Annotated in this window: 19 protein-coding genes; 9 read left to right on the top strand and 10 right to left on the bottom strand. The window is 72.8% G+C overall.

Annotation, left to right across the window (positions count from 1 at the left end):
* The first annotated feature begins 131 nt into the window (after nucleotides 1-131).
* Nucleotides 132-1,370 (top strand): esterase/lipase family protein, encoded by a 1,239-nt coding sequence (locus WMF33_RS17745; protein ID WP_437338236.1) that lies wholly within the window; start codon nucleotides 132-134, stop codon nucleotides 1,368-1,370.
* Nucleotides 1,367-2,131, top strand: coding sequence for a uracil-DNA glycosylase (locus WMF33_RS17740; RefSeq protein WP_437338235.1), 765 nt, complete (start codon nucleotides 1,367-1,369; stop codon nucleotides 2,129-2,131). Before WMF33_RS17745 ends, WMF33_RS17740 begins: the two co-directional genes overlap by 4 nt.
* A gap of 1 nt (nucleotide 2,132) precedes the next feature.
* On the opposite strand, the gene grxD is transcribed toward WMF33_RS17740, so the two are convergent.
* The gene (gene grxD, locus WMF33_RS17735) at nucleotides 2,133-2,447 is read right to left on the bottom strand and encodes a Grx4 family monothiol glutaredoxin (RefSeq protein WP_437338234.1); all 315 of its coding nucleotides are present in this window, start codon (nucleotides 2,445-2,447) and stop codon (nucleotides 2,133-2,135) included.
* Nucleotides 2,448-3,124: 677 nt separating this feature from the next.
* On the opposite strand from grxD, the gene WMF33_RS17730 reads away from it, so the two are divergent.
* Both WMF33_RS17730 and WMF33_RS17725 read left to right on the top strand, forming a co-directional pair.
* On the top strand, nucleotides 3,125-3,802 hold the full coding sequence (locus tag WMF33_RS17730; protein WP_437338233.1) for a hypothetical protein: 678 nt from the start codon (nucleotides 3,125-3,127) through the stop codon (nucleotides 3,800-3,802).
* A 237-nt stretch (nucleotides 3,803-4,039) separates the two neighbouring features.
* Nucleotides 4,040-5,614 carry a hypothetical protein gene (locus WMF33_RS17725; RefSeq protein ID WP_437338232.1) on the top strand — a complete coding sequence of 525 codons (1,575 nt, stop codon included), beginning with the start codon at nucleotides 4,040-4,042 and terminating at the stop codon, nucleotides 5,612-5,614.
* A gap of 3 nt (nucleotides 5,615-5,617) precedes the next feature.
* Here the strand turns inward: WMF33_RS17725 and WMF33_RS17720 are convergent, their stop codons facing one another.
* The 5 genes from WMF33_RS17720 to WMF33_RS17700 form a co-directional block, all read right to left on the bottom strand.
* Nucleotides 5,618-8,725, bottom strand: coding sequence for a hypothetical protein (locus tag WMF33_RS17720; protein ID WP_437338231.1), 3,108 nt, complete (start codon nucleotides 8,723-8,725; stop codon nucleotides 5,618-5,620).
* A 227-nt stretch (nucleotides 8,726-8,952) separates the two neighbouring features.
* Nucleotides 8,953-10,281, bottom strand: coding sequence for a zinc-ribbon domain-containing protein (locus WMF33_RS17715; RefSeq protein WP_437338230.1), 1,329 nt, complete (start codon nucleotides 10,279-10,281; stop codon nucleotides 8,953-8,955).
* 369 nt (nucleotides 10,282-10,650) lie between these two features.
* Nucleotides 10,651-12,390 (bottom strand): sigma-54-dependent transcriptional regulator, encoded by a 1,740-nt coding sequence (locus tag WMF33_RS17710; RefSeq protein ID WP_437338229.1) that lies wholly within the window; start codon nucleotides 12,388-12,390, stop codon nucleotides 10,651-10,653.
* Between the two features lie 297 nt (nucleotides 12,391-12,687).
* Entirely contained in the window at nucleotides 12,688-14,334 is a 1,647-nt protein-coding gene (locus tag WMF33_RS17705; protein WP_437338228.1) for a GMC family oxidoreductase N-terminal domain-containing protein, read from the bottom strand.
* On the bottom strand, nucleotides 14,331-14,921 hold the full coding sequence (locus WMF33_RS17700) for a gluconate 2-dehydrogenase subunit 3 family protein (RefSeq protein ID WP_437338227.1): 591 nt from the start codon (nucleotides 14,919-14,921) through the stop codon (nucleotides 14,331-14,333). The genes WMF33_RS17705 and WMF33_RS17700 overlap by 4 nt, the downstream gene beginning before the upstream one ends.
* A gap of 178 nt (nucleotides 14,922-15,099) precedes the next feature.
* On the opposite strand from WMF33_RS17700, the gene WMF33_RS17695 reads away from it, so the two are divergent.
* Nucleotides 15,100-16,740, top strand: a complete 1,641-nt coding sequence (locus tag WMF33_RS17695; RefSeq protein WP_437338226.1) for a hypothetical protein — start codon at nucleotides 15,100-15,102, stop codon at nucleotides 16,738-16,740.
* 67 nt (nucleotides 16,741-16,807) lie between these two features.
* Here WMF33_RS17695 and WMF33_RS17690 read toward each other — a convergent pair whose 3' ends face one another.
* From WMF33_RS17690 to WMF33_RS17675, 4 genes are all read right to left on the bottom strand, one after another.
* Nucleotides 16,808-18,907, bottom strand: coding sequence for an ATP-dependent DNA helicase (locus WMF33_RS17690; protein WP_437338225.1), 2,100 nt, complete (start codon nucleotides 18,905-18,907; stop codon nucleotides 16,808-16,810).
* 10 nt (nucleotides 18,908-18,917) lie between these two features.
* Entirely contained in the window at nucleotides 18,918-19,343 is a 426-nt protein-coding gene (locus WMF33_RS17685; protein ID WP_437338224.1) for a hypothetical protein, read from the bottom strand.
* Nucleotides 19,344-19,471: 128 nt separating this feature from the next.
* Nucleotides 19,472-19,846, bottom strand: coding sequence for a PilZ domain-containing protein (locus WMF33_RS17680; protein ID WP_437338223.1), 375 nt, complete (start codon nucleotides 19,844-19,846; stop codon nucleotides 19,472-19,474).
* 87 nt (nucleotides 19,847-19,933) lie between these two features.
* Complete coding sequence (locus tag WMF33_RS17675; protein WP_061622969.1) at nucleotides 19,934-20,443, bottom strand: hypothetical protein; 510 nt, start codon at nucleotides 20,441-20,443, stop codon at nucleotides 19,934-19,936.
* A gap of 130 nt (nucleotides 20,444-20,573) precedes the next feature.
* On the opposite strand from WMF33_RS17675, the gene WMF33_RS17670 reads away from it, so the two are divergent.
* The 4 genes from WMF33_RS17670 (at nucleotide 20,574) to ahcY (ending at nucleotide 26,379) form a co-directional block, all read left to right on the top strand.
* Complete coding sequence (locus WMF33_RS17670) at nucleotides 20,574-22,376, top strand: peptidylprolyl isomerase (protein WP_437338222.1); 1,803 nt, start codon at nucleotides 20,574-20,576, stop codon at nucleotides 22,374-22,376.
* Nucleotides 22,373-23,668: a M16 family metallopeptidase gene (locus tag WMF33_RS17665; protein WP_061622967.1), complete on the top strand. Its 1,296-nt coding sequence runs from the start codon at nucleotides 22,373-22,375 to the stop codon at nucleotides 23,666-23,668. Before WMF33_RS17670 ends, WMF33_RS17665 begins: the two co-directional genes overlap by 4 nt.
* A 288-nt stretch (nucleotides 23,669-23,956) precedes the next feature.
* Nucleotides 23,957-25,066 carry a methyltransferase gene (locus WMF33_RS17660; RefSeq protein ID WP_437338221.1) on the top strand — a complete coding sequence of 370 codons (1,110 nt, stop codon included), beginning with the start codon at nucleotides 23,957-23,959 and terminating at the stop codon, nucleotides 25,064-25,066.
* A complete protein-coding gene (gene ahcY / locus WMF33_RS17655; RefSeq protein ID WP_437338220.1) occupies nucleotides 25,063-26,379 on the top strand; it encodes an adenosylhomocysteinase in 1,317 nt (438 codons plus the stop codon). The genes WMF33_RS17660 and ahcY overlap by 4 nt, the downstream gene beginning before the upstream one ends.
* Nucleotides 26,380-26,387 lie beyond the last annotated feature (8 nt).

Raw genomic sequence — 26,387 nt, 5'->3', positions numbered from 1 at the left:
TTGCCGAGCGCCCGAGGCTTTCGGGGGCGGGCGCGGGGGGCGCCGGGGCGGCGCGGGAAATGCCGCGGAAGGGCGATGAAAATGGCACATTCCCGCGCGTGCAGAAGACGCGCGTCTACCTATCGCCAGGCATGTTCGGGTTCGCCACCCTGGGCTCCCTCGAGTACTTCGAGCATTTCATCCGCGCGATCGAGGAGCGCTTCCGCGATCGCGGCCGCGCCGTCGAGATCCACGTCTGCGACGTGCACCCGACGGCCTCCATCCTCCGCCGGGCCGCGAAGCTCGCCCGCCTCGTGGACGAGAGCGCCGGGGACGACGGGGGCCCGATCCACATCGTCGGCCACTCGACCGGGGGCCTCGACGCCCGCCTCGTGGCCTCGCCCACGGTGCGCCTGCCCGGCAACGCGCACCGCCGGCTCGGCTGGACGAGCCGGCTGCGGTCCGTCACCACGATCAACACGCCCCACTTCGGCACGCCGCTCGCCGCGTTCTTCGCCACGGTGAGCGGCCAGCGCCTGCTCTACGCCGTCACGGCGCTCACGGTGGCCGGCCTCAAGCTCGGCGCGCCGCCGCTCGCGGCCGCCTCTGCGCTCGTCGCCGCGCTCGGCCGGGCGCAGCTCGGCTTCTTCGAGATCGAGCTCGTCGATCGCTCGGTCGAGAGCTTCATCCGCGTGCTCGACGACGCGTCGAGCCGCGAGCTGCGCGCCTGGCTCAAGCTCCTGCGCGACGACCAGGGCGCCATCGTCCAGCTCATGCCCGAGGCGATGGATCTGCTCCACGCCGGCCTGGAGGACCGCGCGGGCCTGCGCTACCAGAGCGTGGCGACGTACGCGCCGCGCAACGCCGTCCGCGACTGGGTGTCGGCGCTGCGATCGCCGTGGGGCGCCATGTCGGCCGCCATCTTCACCGCGCTCTCGAACATCACGGCCCGCCTGGACGAGCACTACCCCTGTCGCTCGCACGACGGCTCGATCGAGCAGAAGCTCGCGCGCGTCCTCGGCGAGCTGCCGCCGCCGGACGCCAACGACGGCGTGGTCCCGCTCGCCTCGCAGGTCTGGGGGGATCTCATCTGGGCCGGCAAGGCCGACCACCTGGACATCGTCGGCCACTTCCCCGGCAAGGGTGGGCACATCGACTGGCTGGCGAGCGGCGCGCGCTTCAACCGCCTGCGCTTCGACGCGGTGCTCGACCGCATCGTCACCGGGATGGTGGCCGGCGAGCAAAGCAATGTGGCCGAACGCGCCGCGCCTCCGCCCCGCCCGGTCGTGGAGACGCGCGTGCTGGAGCGCGATCTCGACCTGGCGCAGGGCAGCGTCCTCGACGCCGCGCAGGGCGGCGCCTCGACCGGATCGAGCGGAGAGCCCGCGTGAGCCGCGGCGGCGCGGCGCGCGCGCTCCAGGAGATCGCGGCGGAGCTCGTCGAGTGCCGCCGCTGCCCGCGGCTCGTGGCGTGGCGCGAGGACATCGCGCGAGAGAAGCGGCGCGCTTACCGGGACCAGACCTACTGGGGCCGCCCCGTGCCCGGCTTCGGCGATCCGGAGGCGCCGCTCGTGATCGTCGGGCTCGCGCCGGCCGCGCACGGCGCGAACCGCACCGGCCGGATGTTCACGGGCGATCGATCGGGCGACTTCCTGTACGCGGCGCTCTTTCGAGCGGGGCTCGCCTCGCAGCCGACGAGCGTATCGCGCGACGATGGGCTCTCGCTCCGGGGCGTGTTCATCACCGCCCCCTGCCATTGTGCCCCGCCGGACAACAAGCCCATGCCCGACGAGCTCGCGGCGTGCCGCGGCTGGATCGAGCGAGAGCTCGCCGCCCTGCACCGCGCGCGCGTCTACCTCGCGCTCGGTAAGATCGGCTACGACGCCGTCGCCGCGCTCGCCCGCTCGCGCGGCGCGTCCGCCGCCGACCGCGCGCGACCCCGCGCCGAGGCGGACATGCGCCTGCCGCCGTTCGCGCACGGCGTGGAGGCGCCCCTCCCCGACCCGCGCGGCGGCGCCGGGGAGGCGCGGCTCTTCGGCAGCTACCACGTCAGCCAGCAGAACACCCAGACCGGGCGGCTCACCGGCGACATGTTCGACGAGGTCCTGCGCCGCGCCCTGGAGGCGGCCGGGCTTCGCGCCCTTCAGCGATAGGCTAGCCCTGCTGCGTCAGGAGCTTCTGCAGATCGCCCGACTGGAACATCTCCATGAGGATGTCGGAGCCGCCGATGAACTTCCCGTCCACGTAGACCTGCGGGATCGTCGGCCACTGCGAGTAATCCTTGATTCCCTGGCGCAGCGAGGGGTCGGTCAGCACGTTGACGTCTTTGAAGTCCACGCCGCACTTCTTCAGGATATCGACGGCTCGCGCCGAAAATCCGCATTGCGGGAAGGTCTTCGTGCCCTTCATGAAGAGGACGACGCGGTTGCTCTCGACGGTATCCTTGATCGTCTGGTGGATGTCGCTCATGGCTCGTTCCTGATTTCCCGCCGCGAGCGGGATCGCCCGTTGTTCAATCTCCACGGAAGCGGCGCGTGACTGGCGGACCGAATCCGGTGCCGGCCGGCGGAGCTCGCAGCGGGATCACCCTTGGATCGCCAGGCGGACCACGTGACCGCCGCGCGCCGGACGCGCAGCTGAGGGCAGGGTTTTTGGTGTCGTCCTTCGCCCGCGTCAACTGGGCGAGCGCGCCCCACGGGTCCGATCCGGGGAGCAGGGATCCCACGCGCCCGCGGGCGGATGCGACGGCGGCTCGGCGCCTCCTCGACGTCGACGCGACGGGAGGACGGCCACATCGGCCGGGCTCAGCGCGTCCGCCGATGGATCGGACGACCGCTGCCTGGCAGGCCGCGGCGCTCGGCGCGACGCGGGGCGCTCCTCTCCCGTGGGCACAGACGTCGCATGCCGGTCGACCGCGCGCTCCTCGGATCCGAGGCCGCCGCCGCAGCGACCTCCGCTTTTCGCTCGCTCTGCACGCTTCAGCTCGCCGAAAGCTCAGCGTCTGGCCTCGCGCGGCCAAGTCGTTGTAGAACACGCCCCCACCTCAGCCGTCTTACCGACCGTGACCAGCGGCCGTGAGCCGCCGCGGGTGCGGCGAGCGTCCCAATGTCGTGGCCTCACCCCGCACAACCCTGAAGGAGCCTCGTATGCGCTTGTACGTCCTCATCCCTGCGGCCCTGCTCGGCCTCGCGCCCCTCGCTTGCGGCGGCAGCGACCCGGAGCCGAACAACCCGTCGCAGATGCAGAACCAGTACGGGGCGTCTACCTACCCGCCCGGCCAGTACCCCCCCGGGCAGTACGGTCAGCCCGCCCAGCCGGGCCAGTACGGTCAGCCGACCACCCAGCCGGGATACACGCCGCCGGCCACCACGACCCCCACCACGACCCCCACCACGCCGCAGACCGGCACGAGCACCGGGCAGGCGACCCCGATCGCGCCCGCGGCCGTGAGCGCCGCGACCCCTGTGCTCACCGCGATGGCCGCCTCCGAGGTCCAGGGCATGCAGCCGGAAGGCGGCGCCTTCGCCGGGCAGTTCCAGGACGGCCAGACGCTCGAGCAGCCGTTCAACATCCAGCCGGGCAAGTGTTACTCGGTCATCGGCGTGGGCCTCGGCGTCCAGGAGCTCAACCTGCAGATCGTCGCGCAGCCCGCGCCGATGCTGCCCCCGGTGGTGCTCTCGCAGGACAACACGACCGGACCGAACGCCACGCTCGGCGGCAAGGGCCAGTGCTTCAAGAACCCGCTCCCCGTGGGCGGCCCGGCGAAGGCCGTCATGACCGTCCGGGGCAGCGGCCTCGCCGTCGCCCAGATCTACGTGAAGTAACCGCCTCCCTCCGCGGCCCTGCGCCGCCTTCCACGCATCCCACGGCCCCGCGCGGCGCCGCGTCTCGCGCCTCACGGGGCCGCGATGTCGCGGCGTCGCTCGCGGGCTCGCCCGGTGCGCGCTTGCGCCTGCGGCCGATCGCCGATCGTCAGCGTCGCTGGCCACGGCTCGCCGGGAAGCCGCTCTGCGCTCGGCCCTCGGCTTTTCGCCCATGGAGGTGCGAGGTACACTCCACGGGTGAACTTGCCTTCGACGCACTGGGCGCTCCGGGTTGCCATGGTCGGACTGGCGTCCTGCTCGTTTCGTCTGACCGATGGGGCCGCGGGGGAGGCCGATGTTCCCCCGGATGTCTCTCGGCCGGTGACGCTGGCGTTCGACGAGCCAGGCACGCTTCAGCTCGCGCCGGGGGAGCTGCGCACGGTGTGGGTCACGGGCCAGCCGCCCGCCCCCTACGAGGTGAGCTTCACCCTGCTCGGTGAGGCTGCGGGCGCTTGGGTCGACCGCACCACGTCGATCGCGGACGACAGCGGCAGGGCCTCGGTCCAGCTGCACGCCTCGAACCTGGGGAGCACGTTCCGGCTCCGCGCCGCCATGAAGGAGGGCCCGTCCGCTGAGCTCGGCGTGTCGGTGAGCGCCGAGGGCTTCGGCACGCTGCGCGTCATTCCGGTCTACCAGGGCACGCGCGTCGCGAAGAGCTGGACGGCGAGCGTCGTCGCGGAGGCGACCTGCGAGGAGCTCGCCACCGCGGCGCCCCAGGCGCCGGTCGGCGCGCTCGTGGCGCACGGCGGTCCCGACGAGCCGGTCTTCATCGACGGCGCCCCCGTGGGTCCGAGCCTCACCGTCGCGCTCCACAGCGGTCGGATCATGTGGGGCTGCGTGGGCGAGCGGGAGCTGCAGGCCGGCTCCGCCCGCGATGTGTACGTCCCGGTCAAGGACCTGCCGATCGATCTGGCGGCGACGCGCCTCGACGCGAAGCTGACGTTCGCGACGAACGATGGCCTGAACGCGATGCTCGAGGCAGCGACCGAGCGGCTGATCGACGATTTCTTGCCGGCCGGCGCGGAGGCCGCGTCCCTGCTCGACGCCATGCAGCGCGGGGTGCCGTCCGCGCAGGCGGCCGCGTTCGCCGCGCAGCGGCTCGAGCGCGACTGGGACGCGGCGGCGCAGGCGCACCTCGCCGCGCTCCCGGTCTCCCTGCGCGACCGGTGTGGTGAATGGGCCCGCGCCGGGCTCGCCGATACGCCGCTCGCGATCGACGGCCACCTGCGCGGGCTGGAGAACGAGCCGGGAAGCGCGCTCTTCGAGACGAGCTGGCTCGGCAGCGTGACCGCTGACAGCGCGGGCGTACCCGCGGAGCAGCTCATGTCGTGGACAGCGGATCCCGGCGACGTGCTCCGCCTCGCCGGGACGCTCTCGTGGGCCCCGAGCGGTTACGTCGGCGGCGCGGCTGGGCTCGGGGCCGCAGCGGAGACGACGGCGGAGTCCGTCGCCGCGGCGCTCGCCGCCGCAGCGGAGTGCTCGGCGCTGGGCGAGCGGCTCGGCGGCTACGCCGGCTGCGACAGCGACTGCATGGCGACGCTGTGCGCGGGCGGGCTCAAGCTCCTCTGGCGTGAGGGCGTGGAGGCGTCGAAGACCGCCGGGATCGTCGGCGAGATCATCGTGAACGCCTCGGGACCGGCGCAGGTGAACAGCGCCGCGGCGCCGATCACCTGGACGGCAGACTGGCTCGGAACCATCCGCGACGGAGCGGGCCAGGAGGTGGTCGTCGAGGGACAGGTGAACGCGGTGTCCGCCGACGTCACCTCGAACTAGGGCTCACCTGCCCGCGTCCTTCGGCTCGCAGCGCAGCCGCCACCTCCGGCCCGTCGCTCGCTCGGTCGCCGCGAGCGGGATCGCGTTCGCGGCGATGTCGAGCTGCCTCTCGGGCGCCTTCGAGAAGGTGCCCTGGAGCCTCACCGAGATCGCCTCGACGCACGCGCTGCCGGGATCCAGGCGGAGCCGGAACTCGGCGCCGTCGACGGAGGGGTAGCTGCCGCCGAGATCGAAGCTCGGTGAGCCCTCCAGGCTGGTGTCGAGGAGCCAGCCGTCCTGACCCGGGAGACAGCGGTCGAGCGGCGTGTCCGCGAGATCTTTGCGGCCGAGCGGCAGCGCCTCGCCCAGCGCGCCCGTGTCGCGGTCGATCGGGAGCACGTGCCAGGAGCCGGCGCGCACGCCAGGGTCCGGAGCCGTCGAGATGAGCAGGCCGACACCGCCGCCCAGCGCGCGCCGGACGAGGCGCGGCGGATCGGCGCCGTAGCTCGTGCGCCCCGGGCGATAGTACGTCGCCAGCTGCCGCGCGCTCCCGAGATCCGCGCGCCACAGCGCCACGGCGTCGTACGAGCCGCCGGGCGTCGCGAAGAACCAGGTCTCGCCGAGCCGCACGGCGCCGTTCGGAAACGGCCGGAGGAAATTGCCCGCGCGGCCGGCGCTGTCGCGCAACGGAAGCACCGGGAGCCCTTCGGAGACAGCGAACAGGTTGCATCCGGCGCCCCGGCACACGTGCGTCAACGCAGCCCGCCCGCCGGGATCGAGGTACGCCCCCCAGGACGCAGCCCCGTGGGTCGCGACGCCGAGCGCCTCGGCGGCCGACGCCTCATCCGACCAGGGTGAGGCGCTCACGCCGCTGGAGCGCACGCCGCCCTCCGGATCGAAGCGGTCGTCGAAGCGGATGAGCCAGCGCCCAGCGCGCGCCCAGTCCGCGCCGCGCTTGCCCCACGCATAGGCGCGCATCGTCACGATGTCGTACGGCGCTCCGTTGTCGAAGCCGATCTCGTCCGCGCCGAGCGCGGGCGGCGGGGTGTTGCGGAACGGTGCCCACGCGGAGGCCGGCGTCTCCTTGGCCTGCGGGCGCGCGGCCGCCCGCGCTGGCCGCGCTGTCGGAACGTCGCGCGCGGCGCGCGCGGCCGGCGGCCTGTCCGGCAGCGGCGGGGTCGAGGAGCCGAGCGCCTCGCAGCGCATCCCGATCGGGCTCCCCGCGCGCAGCGGCGTCTGGAGCACCGGCGGCGGCTTCGCTTCCGCGAGATCGTCCGGGAGCGCCGTCTTCCCCCAGCCGACCCGGATCCAGCCCTTGAAGACGCAGCCGACAGGGCCGCAGGCGCGCGTCCGGGACGCCGCCGTGTCGTCGTCGCGCTCCGGCACCTCGATCGCGCGCCAGGTCATGCCGCCGTCCGTCGACTCGGCGGCGCGCTCGCCCTCTCCCAGGGAGAGCGCGAAGCGCCCCGAGAGGATCGCACCCGTGGCGTCCTGGCGCGGCGCGCCGGCGCTCACGGCGCCGCTCTTCACGTCGATCCGGACGCCAACGATTGGACCGCCTGCCTCGACCCAGCCGCCGAGCACGCCGGGCTCGCGCTCCTCGAACCCCTCGAGCCACATCCCGCGCTGCAGCTCGCGGGCCGTGCTGCGAGGCTTGGTCGGAAGGATCAACGGGACGGCGGTGACGTCGCTCCCCTTGAGGAGCGTGACTTGCCCCGACGCGCCGGGGCGAGGCGGCGAGAGGACGGCGACCCGGCCGTCGGCGAGCGCGACGACGCGCTCGACGCCGACGTCCCTGGCGGGCGCGCGCACGTGGATCTCGCGGGTGCCTCCGTCGGCGGCGACGATGCAGTACGCGCGGCCGTCACGCACGTCGCCGTCCTCCTCGCACGAACCGCGGATCACCAGGGCGCCGTTGCCGCTCGAGGACACGAAGCGGGGCTTGTCGAAGCGCATCAGGCGGCGCATGCCAAGCGGCGGCTGGAACGCGTAGAGCGTCGTCGGGCCCTCGCGCTCGCCGCAGACGAAGCCGAACGACGCGCCCGTGCGGAGCGCATGGCACGTCGCCTCGCGCTCGGGGTAGGCGTCGGTCGCGACGTCGACGACCGCGCCGTCGCGCAGCGAGACGCGCGCCAGGGCGCCGCCGCGGGCCACCACCGCGGTGGCGATCGAGTCGGGCCAACCGTCCTCGACCGCGGCGCGCAGCGGGCGCCGACCGAACGGCCCCTGGACGCGCGCCGGGAGCTCCTGCACATCGTCGGATGCCTCGAGGGTCCGGTACGTCACGCTGCCGCGCGCGTCGACCGAGTAGAACCCGTTCGCCGTCATCACCGCCGGGTCGCCGCCGATGATGCCCACCGAGGTCGGCCGCGCGTCGATCTCGACCGCGCGCCACGTGGCCCCGGCGTCGAAGGTGACGAGCATCCCGCGCAGATCGGCCTCGACCACGGCGCGCCAGCCGTCGGCGAACGCGAGCTGTCCGTAAGAGCTCGCCGGTGGAAGCGGGCCGAGCGGCATCGCCGCGCCCGTCTGCGCGTCGATCGCGAAGAGCCGGTGGCTGTGCGAGAGCCGCGCGTACAGTCGATCGAACCCCGCGATGATCTCGTTCGCCTCCGACGGCAGCTGGACGAGCGGATCGAGCGGGGCGAGCCACGCGGGAGCCCGCCAGAGCTGCGCGCTGCCGCGGCTCGACGCGTAGAACAGGTAACCGCCGCCGAGCCGCGTCGGGAGCTTGAGCGCGGTGACCTGGCCCGACGGCAGCAGATCGGCGGCGCGCTCGATCGATCCATCGTCGTGCGCGACGGCGCGCATGCGATCGATGAGCACCCGCTTGGCCCCTGCCTCGCTGGCCACCACCCCGCGCTCTCCGACGAGATCCGGCAGCAGCAGCGACGGCGTGACCATCGTCACGAGCGCCCCCTGCGCGGCTCGACCTCCCGGCCCCGTGAGCGACGGCTGCGCAGCGCCGCCGCCGTCGCGCGACGCGGGCCCTCCTCCGGGAGGCGCCACCGCCGCCCGTCCGCCGCACGCCGCAGCGCTCGCGCCGAGGAGCAGCGCCGCGGCGAAGAGCGGCGAAGCGCCCGGGGTCCACCGAGGAATCGGCGCGTATAGCCGCCCGTCGGGCTCGGTCATGACGGACGATGCTAGCGCGCGCCCCGGGGCGCCGCACCGTTCTTGCTGCCGTCCGCTCGACGGAGGCAGAACCGGATCACCCGTGCGTGGTCGCGCCCGCCGGTCCGCGGCGAACGCGCTTCTCGCGGCGTGCGCATGAGCCGCGCCGCAAGAGCACGGCTCATGCGGCGCGGCTCATCGTCCACCGCCGGGGCACCGCCGGGGCCAGATCGACGGCCCCCGCGCGTTCACTTGCCCTTGGCGGAGCACTGCATGGCGCACATCAGATCGCCCGCCGCGCACCCGCAGCCGCCGCGCTTCGGGGCCGGGGCGGCGGGCGCCGGGGACGCCGCGGCGGGCTCCTTCTTGCCCGCCGTGGTGCCGCCGCCGCTGGCCGGACGCGCCGGCCTCGAGGTCGCGCGCCCGCCCGCGGCCGCCGGGGCGGCGGTCGGCGCGGCGGACGCGGCCGCCTCCGCCGTGGCGCTCGCGGTCGCCGTCGCGGTGGGCGCCGGCGCCGGCTCGGGCTCCGGGGGCGCCGTCGTCGCCGGGGCCGCCGCCGCGGGCGGCGTGGTCTCGGCAGCGGTGGACGCCGGCGTCTCGCCGCCGCCCTTCATCAGCAGGAAGACGCCCGCGATCGCGATGCCCGCGATCGCGATGCCCGCGCCGATGATGATCGGCGCCCGGTTCTTGGGAGCCGCCTCGATGGTCGGCGGCGCGACGGACGGCGCCCGCGCCGTGGTCACGATGGGCGCGCTGAGCTGGAACAGGCCGCCGTCGTTGGCGACGATGCTCGCGACCGGCGACGGCGCGCGAACACCCGTCCCCGCGGCGAGGGCCTTCAGGTCGATGAGGCCGGAGTCCTCCGAGGCGCTGGCGCTCGACCGCGCCGGAGCCGGGGCGGCCTTCGCCGTGAGGGCGCTCAGCGAGAACAGCATCGAGTTCTCGTCGCGCTGGCCGGGAGCGGCGCCGCTCTTGAAGAGCGGAGCGCTCGTGGCCACGTCGTCGGAGCTGGGCCGGTGCGCCTCGGGCCCCGCGCTGCCGCCGAAGAGGTCCTGCGTCGGGCGCGCCGGGTCGCGGCGCACCGCCGCCGCGCGAGGAGCGGCCGCCGCGACCGCCTCGACCCCGGAGGACGTCGGACCGGCTGGCGCGGCGGGGCTGGGCACCGACTGCGGCTGCACGGGCGCCGGCTCCTGCGCGGCCGCGGAGGCCGGCGCGCTGCCGGCGTGCAGCGCCGCGACGATCGTGTCGACCTGGCCGAGCGGCTGCCAGTCGGCCATCCCGTCGGCCCAGACGTACGTCTCGGCGTTGATCACCCCCGCCTGATAGCTGGCGACGATCTCCGCTATCGTCATCGAGCGCTGATCGCCGTCCGCCACGTTGACCAGGTACGTGGTCCCGTCGTTCGGAACGCTCGTGCCGGAGACCGGGTCGGCGGGGCCGCCGTTGGTCGTCACGCCCGAGCTGTTCACGAGGATCGTCGCGCCGCATTTGCGGCACTTGATCTTGACGGTTCTGCCTTGGACCTTCTCGTCCGAGACGGTGTATTTCGACTGACAGGACTGGCAGGTGATCTTCATTGGGGGCTGGCCCGCAGGGGTGTAGTGCCGGCGAGGCGTCGCGTAGAGTTTACCTTGATACCGCGCCGGTGGCCCGCTCTCTGACGTGCCAGTCGCGCGTCTGATCTCGCAGCTCCGCTTTACGATAGCCGAGGTCGTCGTCCCTTCGTAAAGCACAAAGGGACGGGCCGCCGCTGGGACCATTGTCGGGGCGCATCGCAGGAGCTCCCAGGCCGGCTCCTCCCGTGGAACCGGCCGCCTGCGGGGCGCCTCCGGCGGCGCTCTTCGATGGGCTGCGGCTCACAACCCGGGCGGGCCGGGCGGCGCTGAGTCGCGCTGGAGTGCGGCGGTGCTGGAGTGCTGCCGTGCGGCAGGACGAGGGCTCGCCGTTCAGGCGTCGCCGCGCACGGAGCCGAGCTCTTCGAGGCCGGGCTCGTCGGTCACGACCGGCACATCGTCGACCGGATCCGGCGCCTCGACGCTCTCGCTCTGCCCCTGGGCCTCGTGGCTGCCGACGTGCTCCCCGTACGCCTGGAGCTTCGAGTAGAGACCGCGTCGGCTGATCCCGAGCACGCGGGCCGCGCGCTGCTTGTTGCCGCGCACGGCCTCGAGGGTCAGGAGGATGAGCTTGCGCTCGGCGTCCGCCAGGCGCGTGCCCACGGGGAGGCGCAGCACGAGCGGGTGCTCCGCCGCCTCGCCGGCGTCCCGCGCCGGCTCGACCTCGTGCGCGCCCGCCTCCCCCGGCGGCCTTCGCGCGAGCGACGCTGGGCCCACGGAAGGCGGCGCAGGCGGCGCGACGACGGTGTGCGACGGCGCCGGGTCGGAGGGGACCGCCATGTCCGACGCGTGGACGATCGGCACCGACAGCGGCTCGGCCGGCTCGGGGTGGGCGACCGGCGCCGCAGCCTTCGCCGCCGGGAGGCTGTCGTACGAGCGCCGGGAAGACCGCCGCTCGATCCTGCCCTGGCCGAGCTGGACGTCGTTCGCCGAGACCAGCTCGTTCGAGGCGAAGAGCGCGGTCTGCTCGATGACGTTGCGCAGCTCGCGGACGTTGCCCGGCCAGTCGTGCTCCGCCAGCCGCTCGACGGCGGCGTCCGAGAGGCGGCGTGCCGGGGTGCCGTAGCGCTTGGCGAACTTGAGCAAGAAGCGCTCGGCGATGGGCAGGATGTCCTCCCTGCGCTCGCGCAGCGGGGGCAGCGTCACCGTGAACACGTTGAGCCGGTAGTACAGGTCCTCGCGGAAGACGCAGTCGTCGACGAGGTCGAGCAGGTCCTTGTTCGTCGCCGCGACGACGCGGACGTCGGCCTCGATCTCCTTGCGGCCGCCGACCCGGGTGAACCGGTACGTCTCGAGCACGCGGAGCAGGCTGACCTGCACGGCAGCGTCCATCGTGCCCACCTCGTCGAGGAAGACGGTGCCGCCGGCGGCCGCCTCGAACTTGCCCTCCGCGGCCGCGAACGCGCCGGTGAACGAGCCCTTCTCGTGGCCGAAGAGCTCGCTGCCGATGAGCTCGCGCGGGATCGCGCCGGTGTGCACCGGGACGAACGGACCGCCGCGGCGGCGGCTCCGGTTGTGGATGGCGCGCGCGACGAGCTCCTTGCCCGTGCCGCTCTCGCCGACGATCAGCACGGGCGCCATCGTCGCGGCGACGCGCTCGATGCGGGTGAAGACCTCCCGCATCCGCGGCGAGCCGCCGATCATCCCCTCGAACACGAGCTGCCCGTGGAGGGAATCGTCGTCGTCGAACTCGGTCGGCGGCGACCAGAGCAGCTCGCGCACGAGCAGCACGAGGCGCGCAGGATCGAGCGGCTTCTGGAGGTAGTCGGCCGCGCCCAGCTTGAGGGCGTCGACGGCGCTCGAGATCGACGCGGCGCCGGTGACCATCACCACGTGCGGCGGCGGCGCCTTCGGCTCGGGGCCGTCGAGCTGCCCCGGGGAGAGCCGGCGCATGAGATCGACCCCCGTCATCCCGGGCAGGTTGAGGTCCGTGACGAGCACGTCAGCCGGCGTCCGCTGGTGGATCTCGAGCGCCTGCTCGCCGCTCGATGCGACGACCACGTCGAGCCCCTCGTGGCGCAGCACCGCCTCGAGGATGGCCGCCTGATCGGGCTCGTCCTCGACGAGGAGCACCCGGCCGTGGTGGCTGTGGCCTCGATGCGGCGAGCGCGCCTGTCCGCGCGGAATTGCAGCTGAAACTGCGTTCGGTCCCAAAGCTTCCCTCCCAGCTCGGCGGACGGACGGCTCGGCCCCGTGCGATATGAAACGTGCCGTTAAACTTGTAGCTCGCGGGGGCCTCTCATCAACTCGGGAGTTGCCTCCTTCTCGGGTGCAAGGCCCCCCTCACATGCCGTCCCTGACATGTCGTTCTGCGCGACGGATGCGACGCCCCGGATCGCTGGCTCCTGTGGTGACACGCCGCCGCGCGCATCACCAGCGCTCGATGATGCCGCACGCGATGCGATCGGCCAGCGCCATGCACGTAAGCATCGGGTTCACGGCGGGACTTCCAGGAAAGACGCTCGTGTCGGCGACGTAAACGTTGTCGAGATCGTGGCAGCGCCCCTCCTCGTCGACGACCCCGTCCCGCGGCCTCCGCGACATGCGCGCCGTACCGAACGCGTGGTTCGCCGCGGTGATCGTGTCGCGCCCGTCGAGCCGCTTGCTCTTCAGGATCTCTGCGTCTTCCGGCGACGTCAGCTCGTCGGGGACGCCGTGCAGCCCGGGCAGGATCGACGCGGCGCCCGCCGCCCAGCAGATGTCGGACAGGATGCCGAGACCGCGCTGGATCTTCTCGACGTCGCGCGGCGCGTAGTCGAACCGCACGTCGGGATCCCAGCTGCCCCGCTTTGGACGGACGGTCCCGCGCGACTGCTCGGCGGCGATGATCACGTCGAAGGGGGCCATCCGGTTGTAGGTCCGGAGATGGCGCTGGTAGTCGTGCCCGAAGCCGGGGAACCGCGCGGCGAGCACGGCGGGGGGCGACCAGAGGACCTCTAGCTTGATGCCCTGCTCGAGGAAGTGGAGCGAGTGATACCCCTGGGTCGCGCCCTCCCACGGATCGATCGGATCGGGGAACACCGCCATGATGGCGAGCCCCGGGTGGAGCTGCAGCTCGTTGCCCACGTAGCCGCTCGAGTTCGCGGCGCCGCTGCGGAGCAGGATCAGCGGCGTGGCCATGCAGCCCGCGGCGAGCACGACGAGCTTCGCCCGGATCTCGACGGGCGCGCCCTCGCGCCACGTGAACGGCTCGATCGTGCGGCCGCGCATCCCGGCGGCCCGCCTGCCCGAGACGAGCAGGTGCTCGGCGCGCACGCTGGTGAACACGCGCGCGCCCGCCCGGATGGCGGCCGGGACGTACGAGACGTCGGTCGACATCTTGGCGCGGTTGCGGCACCCGGTGAAGCACTCGCCCGAGCCGCGGCAGCCGCGGACGTTGCGGTGGGTCGGCTCGCTCGACAGCCCCAGCGCATCGCAGCCGCGCTTGAAGCGCAGGTTGCGCTCGCCCTGCACCTCGATCGGCGTGGGCGCGACGCCGAGCAGGCGCTCGACGCGCTGGTAGTGGGGCAGCAGCGCTTCCAGGGTGATCGCCTCGGTGCCCGTCCGCGCCGCCCACTTGTCGAACACCCAGGCGGGCGAGCGCGCGCAGATCGCCGAGTTGACGACCGAGCCGCCGCCGAGCGCGATGGCCTGCATGGTCGGGATGAGCATGCGCCCGCGGGCGGCGCGCATCCCGCCCTCGCGCAGCGTGCGCGCCAGCGACTCGCCCGCCTCCTGCCGGAAATCCTCCACTCCGAACGGCGGGCCCTCCTCCACGAGGATCACGTCGCGCCCCGCCTCGGCGAGCTCCTTCGCGACGACCGCCCCGCCCGGCCCCGAGCCGACGACGAGCACCTCGCACGAGGCCCTCACCTCGCCCTCGTAGTCGGCGAACACCTTCACCTGCGGGCGCGGCTCGGCGGGCGGGAGCGGCTCCACCTCGGCCCTCGAGCGGAGCGTGGAGAGCGGGAGCGAGCGCCGGTCACCGCGATCGGGGTGCGCGGAGCGCGGCGGCTCCTCCAGGCCGGGGAGCTTCACGCCGTCACCCCCGGCGCGAGCGACGGCGGCTCCACGGCGACCGGCTCTCCCGGAGCGCGCGCGGCCGCGCGCCGCTCGAACGGCGTGGGACAGCAGGCGACGCCGATCGCGCGGGCGACCTTCTCGTTCGCGAGGTAGCCCATCGAGAGCATCGTCCGGAGCGAGAGGAACGTGACCCGCCGGAGGTAGATGCAGCTCTGCGACATCGAGGCGAGCACCGCGATGCGATCGGCCTGCGGGAGGCGCGTGAAGCGGGCGCGGCGCGGCCCGAAGACGCAGGGCGAGAGCTCGACGAAGTGGAGGAGCAGCCGCATGTACGGCCGCAGCGGCCGCGGCGTGCGCGCGACGTAGCGCTCCATGTACTCCACCAGCCCCGCCTCGGTGCCGGAGAGCGGGATCGGACCGCCGGCGGGAAAGAGCGCGTCGGCGCAGGCAGCCACGATGGCCCGCTCCCTCACGGAGAGCGCGCGGGTGGGGGCGCCGGAGGCCGAGGCCCTGCGCGCGAGGCCCACGGCGGCGGCGGCGGCGAGCGCCGCAAGGGCAATGACGAGACAGACCACGGGCAGGTGCGCAACGAGCTCGCTCATCACTCGACTCCTTCCTTCCCAGCGCGGGAAGCCATCGCCTGGCTACCTCGACAGCGTAATCCGACGCCCGGAGTGCGCAATTTCGTTCGCACTGCGTCGGGGTGTTCGCACACCATTCCGTGCTGTTTTACGCAGCCCGAGGTTGCGGGTGTGACAATCGCGGTATCGTCCGCGCCCGATGAGCGACGAGCCCAGGAGCGCGGTGGATACGGACGAAGCGGCGGGAGGCGACGAGGCGACGGAAGACGAGGAGGCGCTGGAACCGGAAGAGGAGCACCCGACGCCGCCGGCGCGCGATGTGCGGGCGTGGCTCGCCGGCGCTCCCCTCCCCCACTGGCTGCACATCGCGCTCGGGCTGGCCGTGCCGATGCTGGTCGCGCTCGTGGCGGCGGTGCGCGTCTCGAGCTTCACGATCGACGACGCGTACATCTCGTTCCGGTACGCGGAGAACCTCGCGAACGGAAATGGGCTCGTCTACAACGTGGGCGAGCGCGTCGAGGGCTACACGAACTTCCTCTGGACGGTGCTCCTCGCCGCGGCGGTGAAGCTCGGCGCGACGCCCGAGGCGGCGTCGAAGGTGCTCGGCGCCGCCTGCGCCGCGCTCGCGCTCGTCCCCACCTACCTCCTCTCGCGGCGGCTGCGCCCGTTCTCGAACGTCCCCTGCCTCGCGACGTGGTTCCTCGCGACGAGCATCCTCTTCTCCGGCTACGCGGTGTTCGGGCTGGAGACGCCGCTCTTCCTCCTGCTCACGCTCGCCGGGACCGAGCTCTTCTTCCGCGAAGAGGACGCCGCCGCCTCGGGCGACGCGCCTCGGGGAGCGCGCGCCTTCTCCTGGTCCGGCGCGGTGTTCGCGCTCGCCGCGCTCACCCGACCGGAGGCGCCGCTGTTCCTCGGGCTGCTCGTCATCTGGCACGCGGACCAGGCGTTCACGCGGCGGAACGTGCTCCGCCTGGCCACGTTCGCGCTCCCCGTCGCCGCGCACCTGCTCTGGCGGCACAGCTACTACGGCGCGTGGCTCCCGAACACGCTCGCCGCGAAGACCGGCAACTTCGCGCAGCAGCTCCAAGGCGGCAGCGACTACGTTCGCAAGTACGCGCAGCACGCCGGCGCCTTCCTCTGGCTCGGGCTCTTCTCGGTCGCCTCGTCCCTCGTCCACCGGCGGCGGAGCGGCCTCGCGATCGCGTCGATCGCGCTGCTCTTCGGCGTGTACGTCGTCTTCGTGGGCGGCGACTGGATGCCGTATTTCCGGTTCCTGGCCCCGGCGGAGCCGTTCGCGTTCCTGCTCGCCGACCACGCCGTCCGCGCGATCGCCGCGCGCCGCGAGCGGGCAGCGTCGCTCGCGATCGCCGCGTTCGGCGCGATCACGCTCGCGACCCGCACCGGAGAGCTGGTGCGGGCCCAGCGGAACATCCTCGTCAACGACAAGGGCTTCTGGGACGACGCGGCCGGGCGCACGGCCGACTGGCTCGTCCAGAACGCGGAGCCCGGCCCCATCGCGATCGCCGACATCGGCTACGTCGGTTACCGCACGGGCTTCCCGGTGGTCGACATGCTGGGGCTCCTCAGCCCCGAGGTCTCGAGCCTCCCGGGCGGGTACACGAACAAGGTGGGGACCGGCTACACCGACGCGCTCTTCTCCAAGAACCCGCGCTACTTCCTGATCATCGCCTCCGGGACCGACTGCAAGGGCCCGACGGTGCCCTCCTCGCGCGCCTCGTACGGCGACCCCAGGTTCAAGAAGGACTTCAAGCTCCGCCAGGCCATCGGCCTGAAGAAGGGCGGCGCCTGGTGCATCTACGGGAAGACGTCGTACCCCTGACGATCGACCGGGCGCGCGCTCGCCGCGCCTCGCGCGCCTCCCGGGATCGCGCGCCCCGCGGCGTGCGTCAGGGCGCCTCGCCCCGCCGGCGCTCCTCCGCTTCCGCGCGCTCCGCCCCCGCGCCGGCCCAGAACGCGCGCACGTCCTCGATGCGCTCGGTCCGGCGCGCGTCGGGCAAGCTGTCGAGCAGCACGCGGCCGTAGCCGCGCGTGCGGACCCGCCGATCCAAAATCGCGACGATGCCGCGGTCGGTCCGCGTGCGGATCAGCCGGCCGAACCCCTGCTTCAAGGTGATCGCGGCCTGCGGGACGCTGTAGGCGATGAACGGGTTGCCGCCGCTCTGCTCGATCGCCGCGCACCGGGCCGCGACGACGGGATCGGTCGGCACCGCGAACGGGAGCTTCTCGATGATCACGAGGCGCAGCGCCTCGCCAGGGACGTCCACGCCCTCCCAGAAGCTCATCGTCGCGACCAGCACGGCGTGCCGCTCGGCGCGGAAGCGGCGGAGCAGCGTGCCCTTGGGCGCGTCCCCCTGCACGAGCAGCGGGGCCTGCTGCCGCGGCGCGCCCCCGCCCGCCCGGGCCTCGGCCGAGGCGCGCGCGAGCCGGACGCGGAGCGCGGCGGCGAGCGCGTTCATCGCGCGGATCGAGGTGCAGAGCACGAACGCGCCGCCGCCCGTGATGCCGATGAGCTCGGCCATGCGATCGGCCGCGCGCTCGACGAACGCCGCGTCGGTCGCCTCGGGCAGATCGCGCGGCGTGTAGAGCAGCGCGGCGTTCGGGTAGTCGAAGGGCGACGGGACCGTGAGCTCGTCGATCGGCACGGGCACGTCCTCGTCGAGCCCCATCCGCGAGCGGAGGAAGCGGAAACCCGACCCGCCGGAGCCGCCCGTCGTGAGCGTGGCGCTCGTCAGCACGACGGCGCCGATCCGCTCGAAGACGTGCTCGCGCAGCATGTTCCCGAGATCGACCGGCGACGCGCCGAACGAGACGCCGCGGCCGCGCACCTCGACCCACGTGACCTGGTTCGTCGCGGGGTCGACGATCCGCGCGGCGTCCTCCCGCAGCTGGGCCGCGCGGTTGCCGACGAGCTGCACCGCCTCGGCGATCGCGTTCGCGCTCGCGTACCCGGCGAGCGCCTCGAGGTGGTTGTCGAGCCGGTGGTAGGCCTCGAGCAGCTCGCCGGACCAGGCGTCCCGGGGGAGCGGCACGCGGGCGTCGCCGCGATCCCCGCCGCCCGCCGCGGGGCCGCCGAGCGCCGCGAGCCGATCGAAGAGGGCGTCCGCGGACTCGCGCACGACGGCCGTGATCGCCGTCCCCTCGCCCCGGCCGAGGATGCGGTCGGCGAGGCCCGACGCGATGAAGGCGCGGTCCGCGTCGCGCAGCATCGAGTCGACCCGCGCCCGCGAGACCCGGACGCCGAAGAAGCTCGTCGCGATGTCCTCGAGCTGGTGCGCCTCGTCGAAGATGACCGCGTCGTACGGCGGGAGCGCGCCCGCGCCGCCGAAGCCGCGGCGCGCCCCGGCGATCTTCAGCGCGAGGTCCGCGAAGAAGAGGTGGTGGTTGACGATGAGGAGGCGCGCCGCCTCGCTGTCGCGCTTCATCCGCGTGACGAAGCAGTCCTCGTAGTAGTCGCACGACGCGCCCAGCCGCGTCTCGCTGGACGACGCCACCTCCCGCCAGACCGGATCCCCCTCGGCGAGGTACGCGAGCTCCGCGACGTCGCCCATCTCGGTCTCCTGCGCCCACGCCTCGATGAGCGGCAGCGAGCGCCCCGCCGCCCCGGCGCCCGCGCCGGGGCTGTGGCGGAGCTCGTTGAAGCGGCGCAGGCAGAGGTAGTTGCCGAGGCCCTTCACCAGCGCCGCGCGCGGATCCAGCCGGAGGTGCTCGGCGACGAGCGGCAGGTCCTTCGTGTAGATCTGGTCCTCGAGCGCCTTCGTCGCGGTCGAGACCACGACCTTGCGGCCGCTCAGGATCGCGGGGACGAGGTAGGCGAGCGTCTTGCCGGTCCCGGTGCCGGCCTCGCAGAGGAGGACGCGGTCCTCGGCGATCGCCCGCTCCACGGCGCTCGCCATCGCGAGCTGCCCCTCCCGGTCCTCGTACCCGGGGAGCCCGCGCGCGAACGGCCCGGAGGGCCCGAGCAGGCTCGCGGCTCGGTCGAAGGGCATCGTCTACCGCTTACCGCGGCAGGGCAGTCTTCTCCAGCGAGAGGGCGAACCCCACCTCGCTGACGGCGAGCTCGAGCGACGCCACGGGCTTCTCGAACTGGACCTCGCACCAGGTGTCGAGCGTCCGCTCGGCGTCGCCGGGGTCGCGGACGTGGCGGAGGGCGGCCTCGCCCTCGGTGTAGCCGCGCGCCACGGCAGGCTCGGCCATGCCGCGCGCGCGCTCGAAGAGCTGCTCGTCCGTCGCGCCCGGGAAATCGTTGCGCTGGGCGCGCACGACGAGCGCGACCCGCAGCGGCTCGGCGCCCACGACGATGCCCGAGTCCATGAGCAGGTTCTCCCGCACCCGCTCCGCGACCTGCACGGCGTCGCCCCGGGTGCGGTAAACCTCGAATCCGGCCTGGAGCAGGGCCCTCTTTATCTCCGCGGGTGTCGGCATCTTCCGCTGGTTTCCGGCTACCCCCAGCTGTCAGCAGGAACATCCATCGCAAAATTGCGGGTGCCTCGTCAAGCTGACAGCGTTCACCAGGGGTGTGGCGCTTTGGCGCGCCGGCGCGTTCGTGCCGCTCACGAGCGCGACCGTGACGACCGCGACGCCCCGGCGTCCAGCCCGCCGCCGCCCTCGGCGCCGTCGGGGCCATCCAGGAAGCACACCCCGACGATGGAGCCGTCCGGCTCGTCCTGCACCCACATGATCCGGCCGGGGCGCGGGGACCTGCCGTCGAGCCAGACCGTTAGCTCCGTACCGGGGTCGAGTGAATTTTCTATCACCACCCGGAGCCCGCCGACGCTCGCGTTGAGCGTCCAGCCGGAGACGGCGCGATCGCCGGTCTCGAGGCGGACCCGCTCGCTCAGCTCGCGGCGGGCGCTCCTGCGGCGGTTGGCCAGGAGCTCAGGGGGAATCTGGAGCGACGGGGGGGTGAGGGTTCTGCGTCGAATCACAGAAGAAAATTACAAGCACACGCCGTGCCCGAGGACAGAAATGTCGAACGAGGCTGATATTCAGCGTGGACGTGAGCGCGGGCACCCTCAGTGGGCGTCGGCGTGGTCGGGCTTGTGGCCGGATCCGTCGCTCGGCTCCTCGAAGACGGAGACGGGCTCGAGCAGGGACAGCTGGTCGCGCTTGATGCCCACGCCCTTGTCGGAGAAGAAGAGGTCGTTCTCCTGGAGCCGCGAGCGCACGCGGGCGATGAAGAGGATAGGCATGCCCGCCTGCGTGTAACCGAGCTGCACCAGCGTGCCCTTCGGCCAGCTGCCGCCGTCGAACGAGAGCTCCTTGCGCAGCGTGTAGAACCCCTCGGCGGGGAGGCGCTGCAGCGTGTCCGCCCACGTCGTTCCGCGGAACGGGACCGCGGGGCCGTGGAAGTGCCAGCGGTTGTGCACGTTGTGATCGGGCGTCGTGACCGTCGGCAGACCGTTGTCCGAGTGGTTGTGGAAGGAGACGAGGATGCCGGCAGGCACCTTGTCTTCGTTTCCGGGGAGCGGCTTTGTCGTCAGGTAGAGGCCGCAATCAGGGAGGTGTGACTTCGAGCTTGCCATGGCCTGAGCCCCTAGCCCCGCTCTCGACCGCCGTCAAAGACACGCCGTCGACGTCGTGCTATGCCGCGCCTGGCCAAGGCGGGAGGCCGCTCGAGGAGCGAGCGGCGCACGCCCCGGGAGCGAGCCCTTCGTGAACAGACTGAGCCAAATCTTCGGCGCCGCCATCGTCATCGCGATCGCCGTCGTCTTCATCGTCCAGTTCCGCCCGAACACGGGCCCCGTGCAGTCGACCGCGAGCACCTGCGCCGTCGAGGTCCGAGGCAGCTGCATCTCCTCGGTCGAGTTCAACGCCTCGAGGAACCTGCTCGGGATGCGCAGCGTCGACGAAAACCGCCTCCGGGCGATGGGCTACCGGCGGCTCACGGCGGAGGGGCTCTACGAGCGGTGGCTGCTCAACGAGGACGCGAAGCGCCTCGGGATCACCGTGTCGGACGACGAGCTGACGTCCGAGCTCGTGGCCGGCAGGGTGCGTGTCTCGCTGCCGGCCGACAAGATCCGTCAGGTCGGTTATGCCCTCAATCTCCGGGAAGACCTCATTCGCTACCTGGACGTCCGCAACCGCCAGACCAAGAAGTTCGACAGCAAGCAGTACGAGAAGCAGATCCGGGCGATCACGAAGATGAGCCCGACCGATTTCCGCGACTACCAGCGGAAGGAGCTCGTCGCCGCGCGGATGCGCGATCTCATCCGCGCGCGCGTCCGGGTCGGCGAGAACGAGGCGTTCGAGCAGTTCTCGCGCGAGAAGTCGACGCGGACGCTCAGCTACGTGCGCTTCGACCGGCGCTTCTACGGCGACCTCGTCGTCGACACGTCGGAGAAGGCGGTCCAGGCCTGGGCGGACGCCAACAAGGAAGAGCTCGACAAGGCGTGGGAGGGGCGCAAGGCGCAATATCTGCCCGAGTGCCGCGTCGCGCGGGACCTGATGGTCGAGGTGAAGCCCGCGGAGGCCGAGCAGGGGCCGGAGGCGGGCAAGGCGGCCGCGAAGGCGCGGATCGAGGCGGCGGTGCAGCGCCTCAAGAAGGGCGAGAGCTTCGCCGACGTGGCGCGCGGCGCGAGCGACGATCCGAGCGCGGCGCGCGGCGGCGAGCTCGGCTGCGTGACCAAGGGCCGGCTCAGCAAGCCCGTCGAGGACAAGCTCTTCGCGATGAAGGCGGGCGAGGTGTCGGACATCATCGAGACCGAGGACGGCTTCCACGTGATCAAGCTCGAGCAGATCGCGAAGGACGCCGACGCCGAGAAGATCGGCCGGCTGGAGACGGCGCGCGACCTCTACACGGCCCACGAGTCGGAGCGGCTCGCGGCCGAGGCCGCGAAGCAGGTGCTCGCCGCCGCCGCGGGCGGGAAGTCGCTGGACGACGCGCTCGCCGCGCACCTGGCCCAGCTCGCGCCCGCGAAGGACAAGGCCGGCGCCGGGGAGAAGGCGGGCGAGCAGCCCGCCGCCGCGAAGCAGGACGGGAGCAAGGACGAGGCGGCGAAGGAAGGCGGCCAGGCCGAGCCTGGCGAGGCGCGGCCGCCCTACACGATGGCGAACCACCCGAACCGGCCCACGGTCGAGACGAGCCTGCCGTTCAACGTGTCAGGCTCGCCGATCACGGACGCGAGGGACAGCACCGAGGCCGCGCGCATCGCCTTCCAGCTCGACAAGCCGGGCGACCTGCCCAAGGACGTCGTGGCGCTCGAGAACGGCTACGCCGTGATCCAGCTCAAGGAGAAGACGTCCGCGAGCCAGGAGCAGTGGGACAAGGATCGCGAGTTCTACACCGCCGCGATGCGCGCCGCGAAGCAGAACGACGCGCTCGTCGGGTACATCCGCCGGCTGAAGTCGACGATCGGCAGCGAGGTGAAGTACGACCAGAACCTCCTCAAGGAGTCCAAGCCGGCCGACGACGGCTCCGGCGAGCCGGCGCTCCCGATCGAGGACGAGGGGGAATGACGCCGCTCCCGCCGCGTGACGCGCGCGACATCGTCCTCTCGAACGGCCTCAAGGTCGTCCTCGTCCCGCAGCCGCACGTGCACCGGGCGGTCGCCTCGCTCTACCTGCGCGTCGGGTCGAGGTTCGAGACGCCGCAGACCAACGGGATCTCCCATTTCCTGGAGCACATGGTGTTCCGGGGGACGCCGACGCTGCCGTCGGCGCACGCGCAGGCGCTCGCCTTCGAGCGGCTCGGCGGGACGCTCTACGCGGCGACCCACGTCGACCACGGCGTGATGAGCATCTCGGTGCCGCCGGCGAACCTGGAGCCGGTGCTCGCGCTGCTCGGCGAGGTCGCCACCTCACCCCGCTTCACCGCGATCGAGGTCGAGCGCGGCATCGTGCGCGAGGAGATCCTCGAGGACCTCGACGACGAGGGGCGCGACATCGACGCGGACAACAATGCGCGCGCCCTCATGTACGAGCGGCACCCGCTCGGGTTCACCATCACCGGCGGCATCGACGCGCTCGACCGCTTCGACGAGCCGATGCTGCGCGCCCACCACGCCCGGCACTACACGACGGCGAACGCGGTGCTCTGCCTCGCGGGGCGGATCGATCCCGACGCGTGCGCGCGGGCCGTCGAGCGGCACTTCGGCGCCATGCCGCGCGGCGAGCTGGTGCCGGCCTCGCCGCCGCCGAACGGCCAGAAGAAGCCGAGGTTCCGCTTCATCGAGAACCAGTCGAGCCAGACCGAGCTGCGGGTGGCGTTCCGGGGCGTGAGCGAGCGCGATCCGCGCGAGCCCGCCGTGGAGATGCTGCTCCGCGTCCTCGACGACGGCATGTCGACGCGGCTCTACGAGCGGATCTGCGACCGGCTCGGCCTCTGCTACGACGTGTCGGGGATGTTCGAGGCCTACGAGGACGACGGGGTCGTCGACATCGCCGCGGGCGTGCAGCACGACCGCGCGACCGTGGTGGTCCGGGAGATCTTCGCGCTGCTCCGCGAGCTCTCCGAGGTCGGCCCGCGCGAGGACGAGCTCGCCAAGGCGCGCGACCGCCACCTCTGGTCGGTGGAGGCGATGCTCGACGACGCCGAGGCGACCGCCGGCTTCCACGGGCTCGCCGCGCTCGCCGACATCACCCGCACCCCGGAGGCGCGGCACGAGGAGCTCGCCCGCGTCACGGTCGAGGACGTGCGCGACGCCGCGCGCGCGCTGTTCCGGCCGGAGCGCCTCACCGTGGTGGCCGTGGGCCTGCTCCGCTCCGCGGAAGAGGCGAAGCTGGAGAAGGCCGTCCGCGCGTTCGGCTGAGCCCGCCAGCACGCGAGCCCGCCAGCGGCGACGGCGATCTGCCGAAATGCTGGAAATCCAGAACAAGTAGAATGAGATCGGTGGGCGAGCCTACCTATGGAAGAGCTCTCCTGCCGTAGGCCCGCTCATCGCCGCTCGCCGAGGCAGCCTGGCGCCACCGCTCGCCCAAGCGCGCCCGCGCGCCGCCGCAGCGGCCTCGCTGCCACAGCGGCCTGCGCCGCCGCGGGCGCGCTCACGCCCGCGAACATTCTATTTGCATCTATGCGCATCGACGCATATACATGAGCCGTGGTCACGGTGACAGAGCTCCCTGCCCAGCCGATGGAGGCGGTCGCGCGCTGCGAGCTGTACCGGCTCCTGTCGGATCCGGTGCGGGTGCGGCTCCTCGGCCTGGCCGCGGCGGAGGAGCTGGCGGTCGGCGAGCTGGCCGAGCTGCTCCGCGAGGGCCAGCCGAAGATCTCGCGCCACGCGGCCGCGCTCCGCGAGGCGGGGATCCTGCTGGCCCGCCGCCAGGGGACGTGGACGCTGCTCCGCCTCGACCCGCGCGCCACGAGCGACCCCGTCGTCGACGACGCCGTGCGCGCGGGGCAGCGCGCGTGCGCGGCCGACGGGACGCTCGCGCGCGTCGAGGAGGTGCTCGCCGCGCGCGACGCCGAGACGCGCGAGTTCTTCGCGCGCGGCGGGCGCCCGTCGCGGTCGGGGCCGCCGTCCGAGCTCGCCGCCTACCTCGCCGCGCTCGCGCCGCTCCTGCCCCACCGCCGCCTGGCGATCGACGCGGGCACCGGCGACGGGGCGCTGCTCGAGGTGCTGTCCCCCATCTTCGACCGCGTGGTCGCGCTCGATCGCGCGAGCACCCAGCTGCAGCTCGCGGGCGAGCGCCTCCGGCGGCGCAGCCTCGAGAACGTCGAGCTCGTGTGCGGCGAGCTCGACGGGCCCGAGGTGCGCCGCGCCGTGGCCCGCGCGCTCGGCGTCGATCTGGAGGAGGCGGGCGAGGCCTTCGCCGGGGGCGCCGACGTGGTCTTCGCGGCCCGCGTGCTGCACCACGCGCCCCAGCCGGCGAGGGCGATGCGCGCCCTCGTCGAGCTCGCGCGCCCGGCCGCGCCCGGCCGCGGCGAGGACGGCGCGCACGCCCGCGGCGGCGCGGTGTGCGTGCTCGATTACGAGGCGCACCACGATCAGGCCCTGCGAGAGCAGGAGGCGGACATCTGGCTCGGCTTCCCGCCGGACGACCTCCGGCGCATGGCCGAGGAGGCCGGGCTCTCCGGCGTCGAGATCCGGCGGCTGCCGTCCGCCTGGCAGGGCGAAGGTCCGGATCGACACCTCGTTTGGCAGCTGCTCGTCGGCTGGCGCGGCGCTCGCTCGAGCGCATTCACCGGAAAAGGCAAAGGGACACCATGACTGCTGAGAAGAAGCTCTCCTACAAGGTCGCCGACATCACGCTTGCAGACTGGGGTCGCAAGGAGATCCGCATCGCCGAGAAGGAGATGCCGGGCCTCATGGCGCTCCGGGCCGAGTACGGCCCCTCGCAGCCGCTCAAGGGCGCGCGCATCGCCGGCTGCCTCCACATGACGATCCAGACCGCGGTGCTGATCGAGACGCTGATCGCCCTCGGCGCCGAGGTCACCTGGACGAGCTGCAACATCTACTCGACGCAGGACCACGCGGCGGCGGCGATCGCGGCGGCCGGCATCCCGGTCTTCGCCTGGAAGGGCGAGACCCTCGAGGAGTACGACTGGTGCATCGAGCAGCAGCTCTACGCCTTCAAGGGCGGCAAGGGCCCCAACATGATCCTCGATGACGGCGGCGATCTCACGATCATCGCCCACGAGAAGCACCCGGAGCTCTTCGCCGGCAACGACCCGATCCGCGGGCTCTCGGAGGAGACGACGACGGGCGTGCACCGGCTCTACGAGATGCACCGCGCCGGCAAGCTGAAGGTGCCCGCGATCAACGTCAACGACTCGGTGACGAAGAGCAAGTTCGACAACCTCTACGGTTGCCGCGAGTCGCTGGGCGACGGGATCAAGCGGGCCACGGACGTGATGTTCGCCGGCAAGGTCGCCGTCGTCTGCGGCTACGGCGACGTCGGCAAGGGGTGCGCGCAGTCGCTGCGCGGCCTCGGGGCGCGCGTGATCATCACCGAGATCGACCCGATCTGCGCGCTGCAGGCCGCGATGGAGGGCTACGAGGTGAAGCGCCTCGAGACCGTCGCCCCGATCGGCGACATCTTCGTCACGGCGACCGGCTGCGCCGACGTCGTGCGCGCCGAGCACATGCTCGCGATGAAGGACGAGGCGATCCTCTGCAACATCGGCCACTTCGACTCGGAGATCCAGATCTCGTGGCTCGAGAAGAACCCCGAGATCAAGGAGGAGAACATCAAGCCGCAGGTCGACCACTTCATCTTCCCGGACGGCAAGCGGCTCATCGTCCTCGCGCGCGGCCGGCTCGTGAACCTCGGGTGCGCCACGGGCCACCCGTCGTTCGTGATGTCGACCTCGTTCTCCAACCAGGTCCTCGCGCAGATCGCCCTGTGGACGGAGAAGTACACGGTCGGCGTCCACCTCCTGCCGAAGCGGCTCGACGAGAAGGTCGCCGCGCTGCACCTGCCGAAGCTCGGGGTCGAGCTGACGCAGCTCACGCAGGAGCAGGCGAAATACCTGGGCGTCCCCGCCGAGGGCCCCTTCAAGGCCGAGAACTACCGCTACTGATCGGCGGG

The organism is Sorangium sp. So ce394 (assembly GCF_051474665.1).
Lineage (GTDB): Bacteria > Myxococcota_A > Polyangia > Polyangiales > Polyangiaceae > Sorangium > Sorangium cellulosum_D.
The sequence above is the reverse complement of the archived record's forward strand: the minus strand, read 5'-3'. Positions and strand labels throughout refer to the sequence as shown.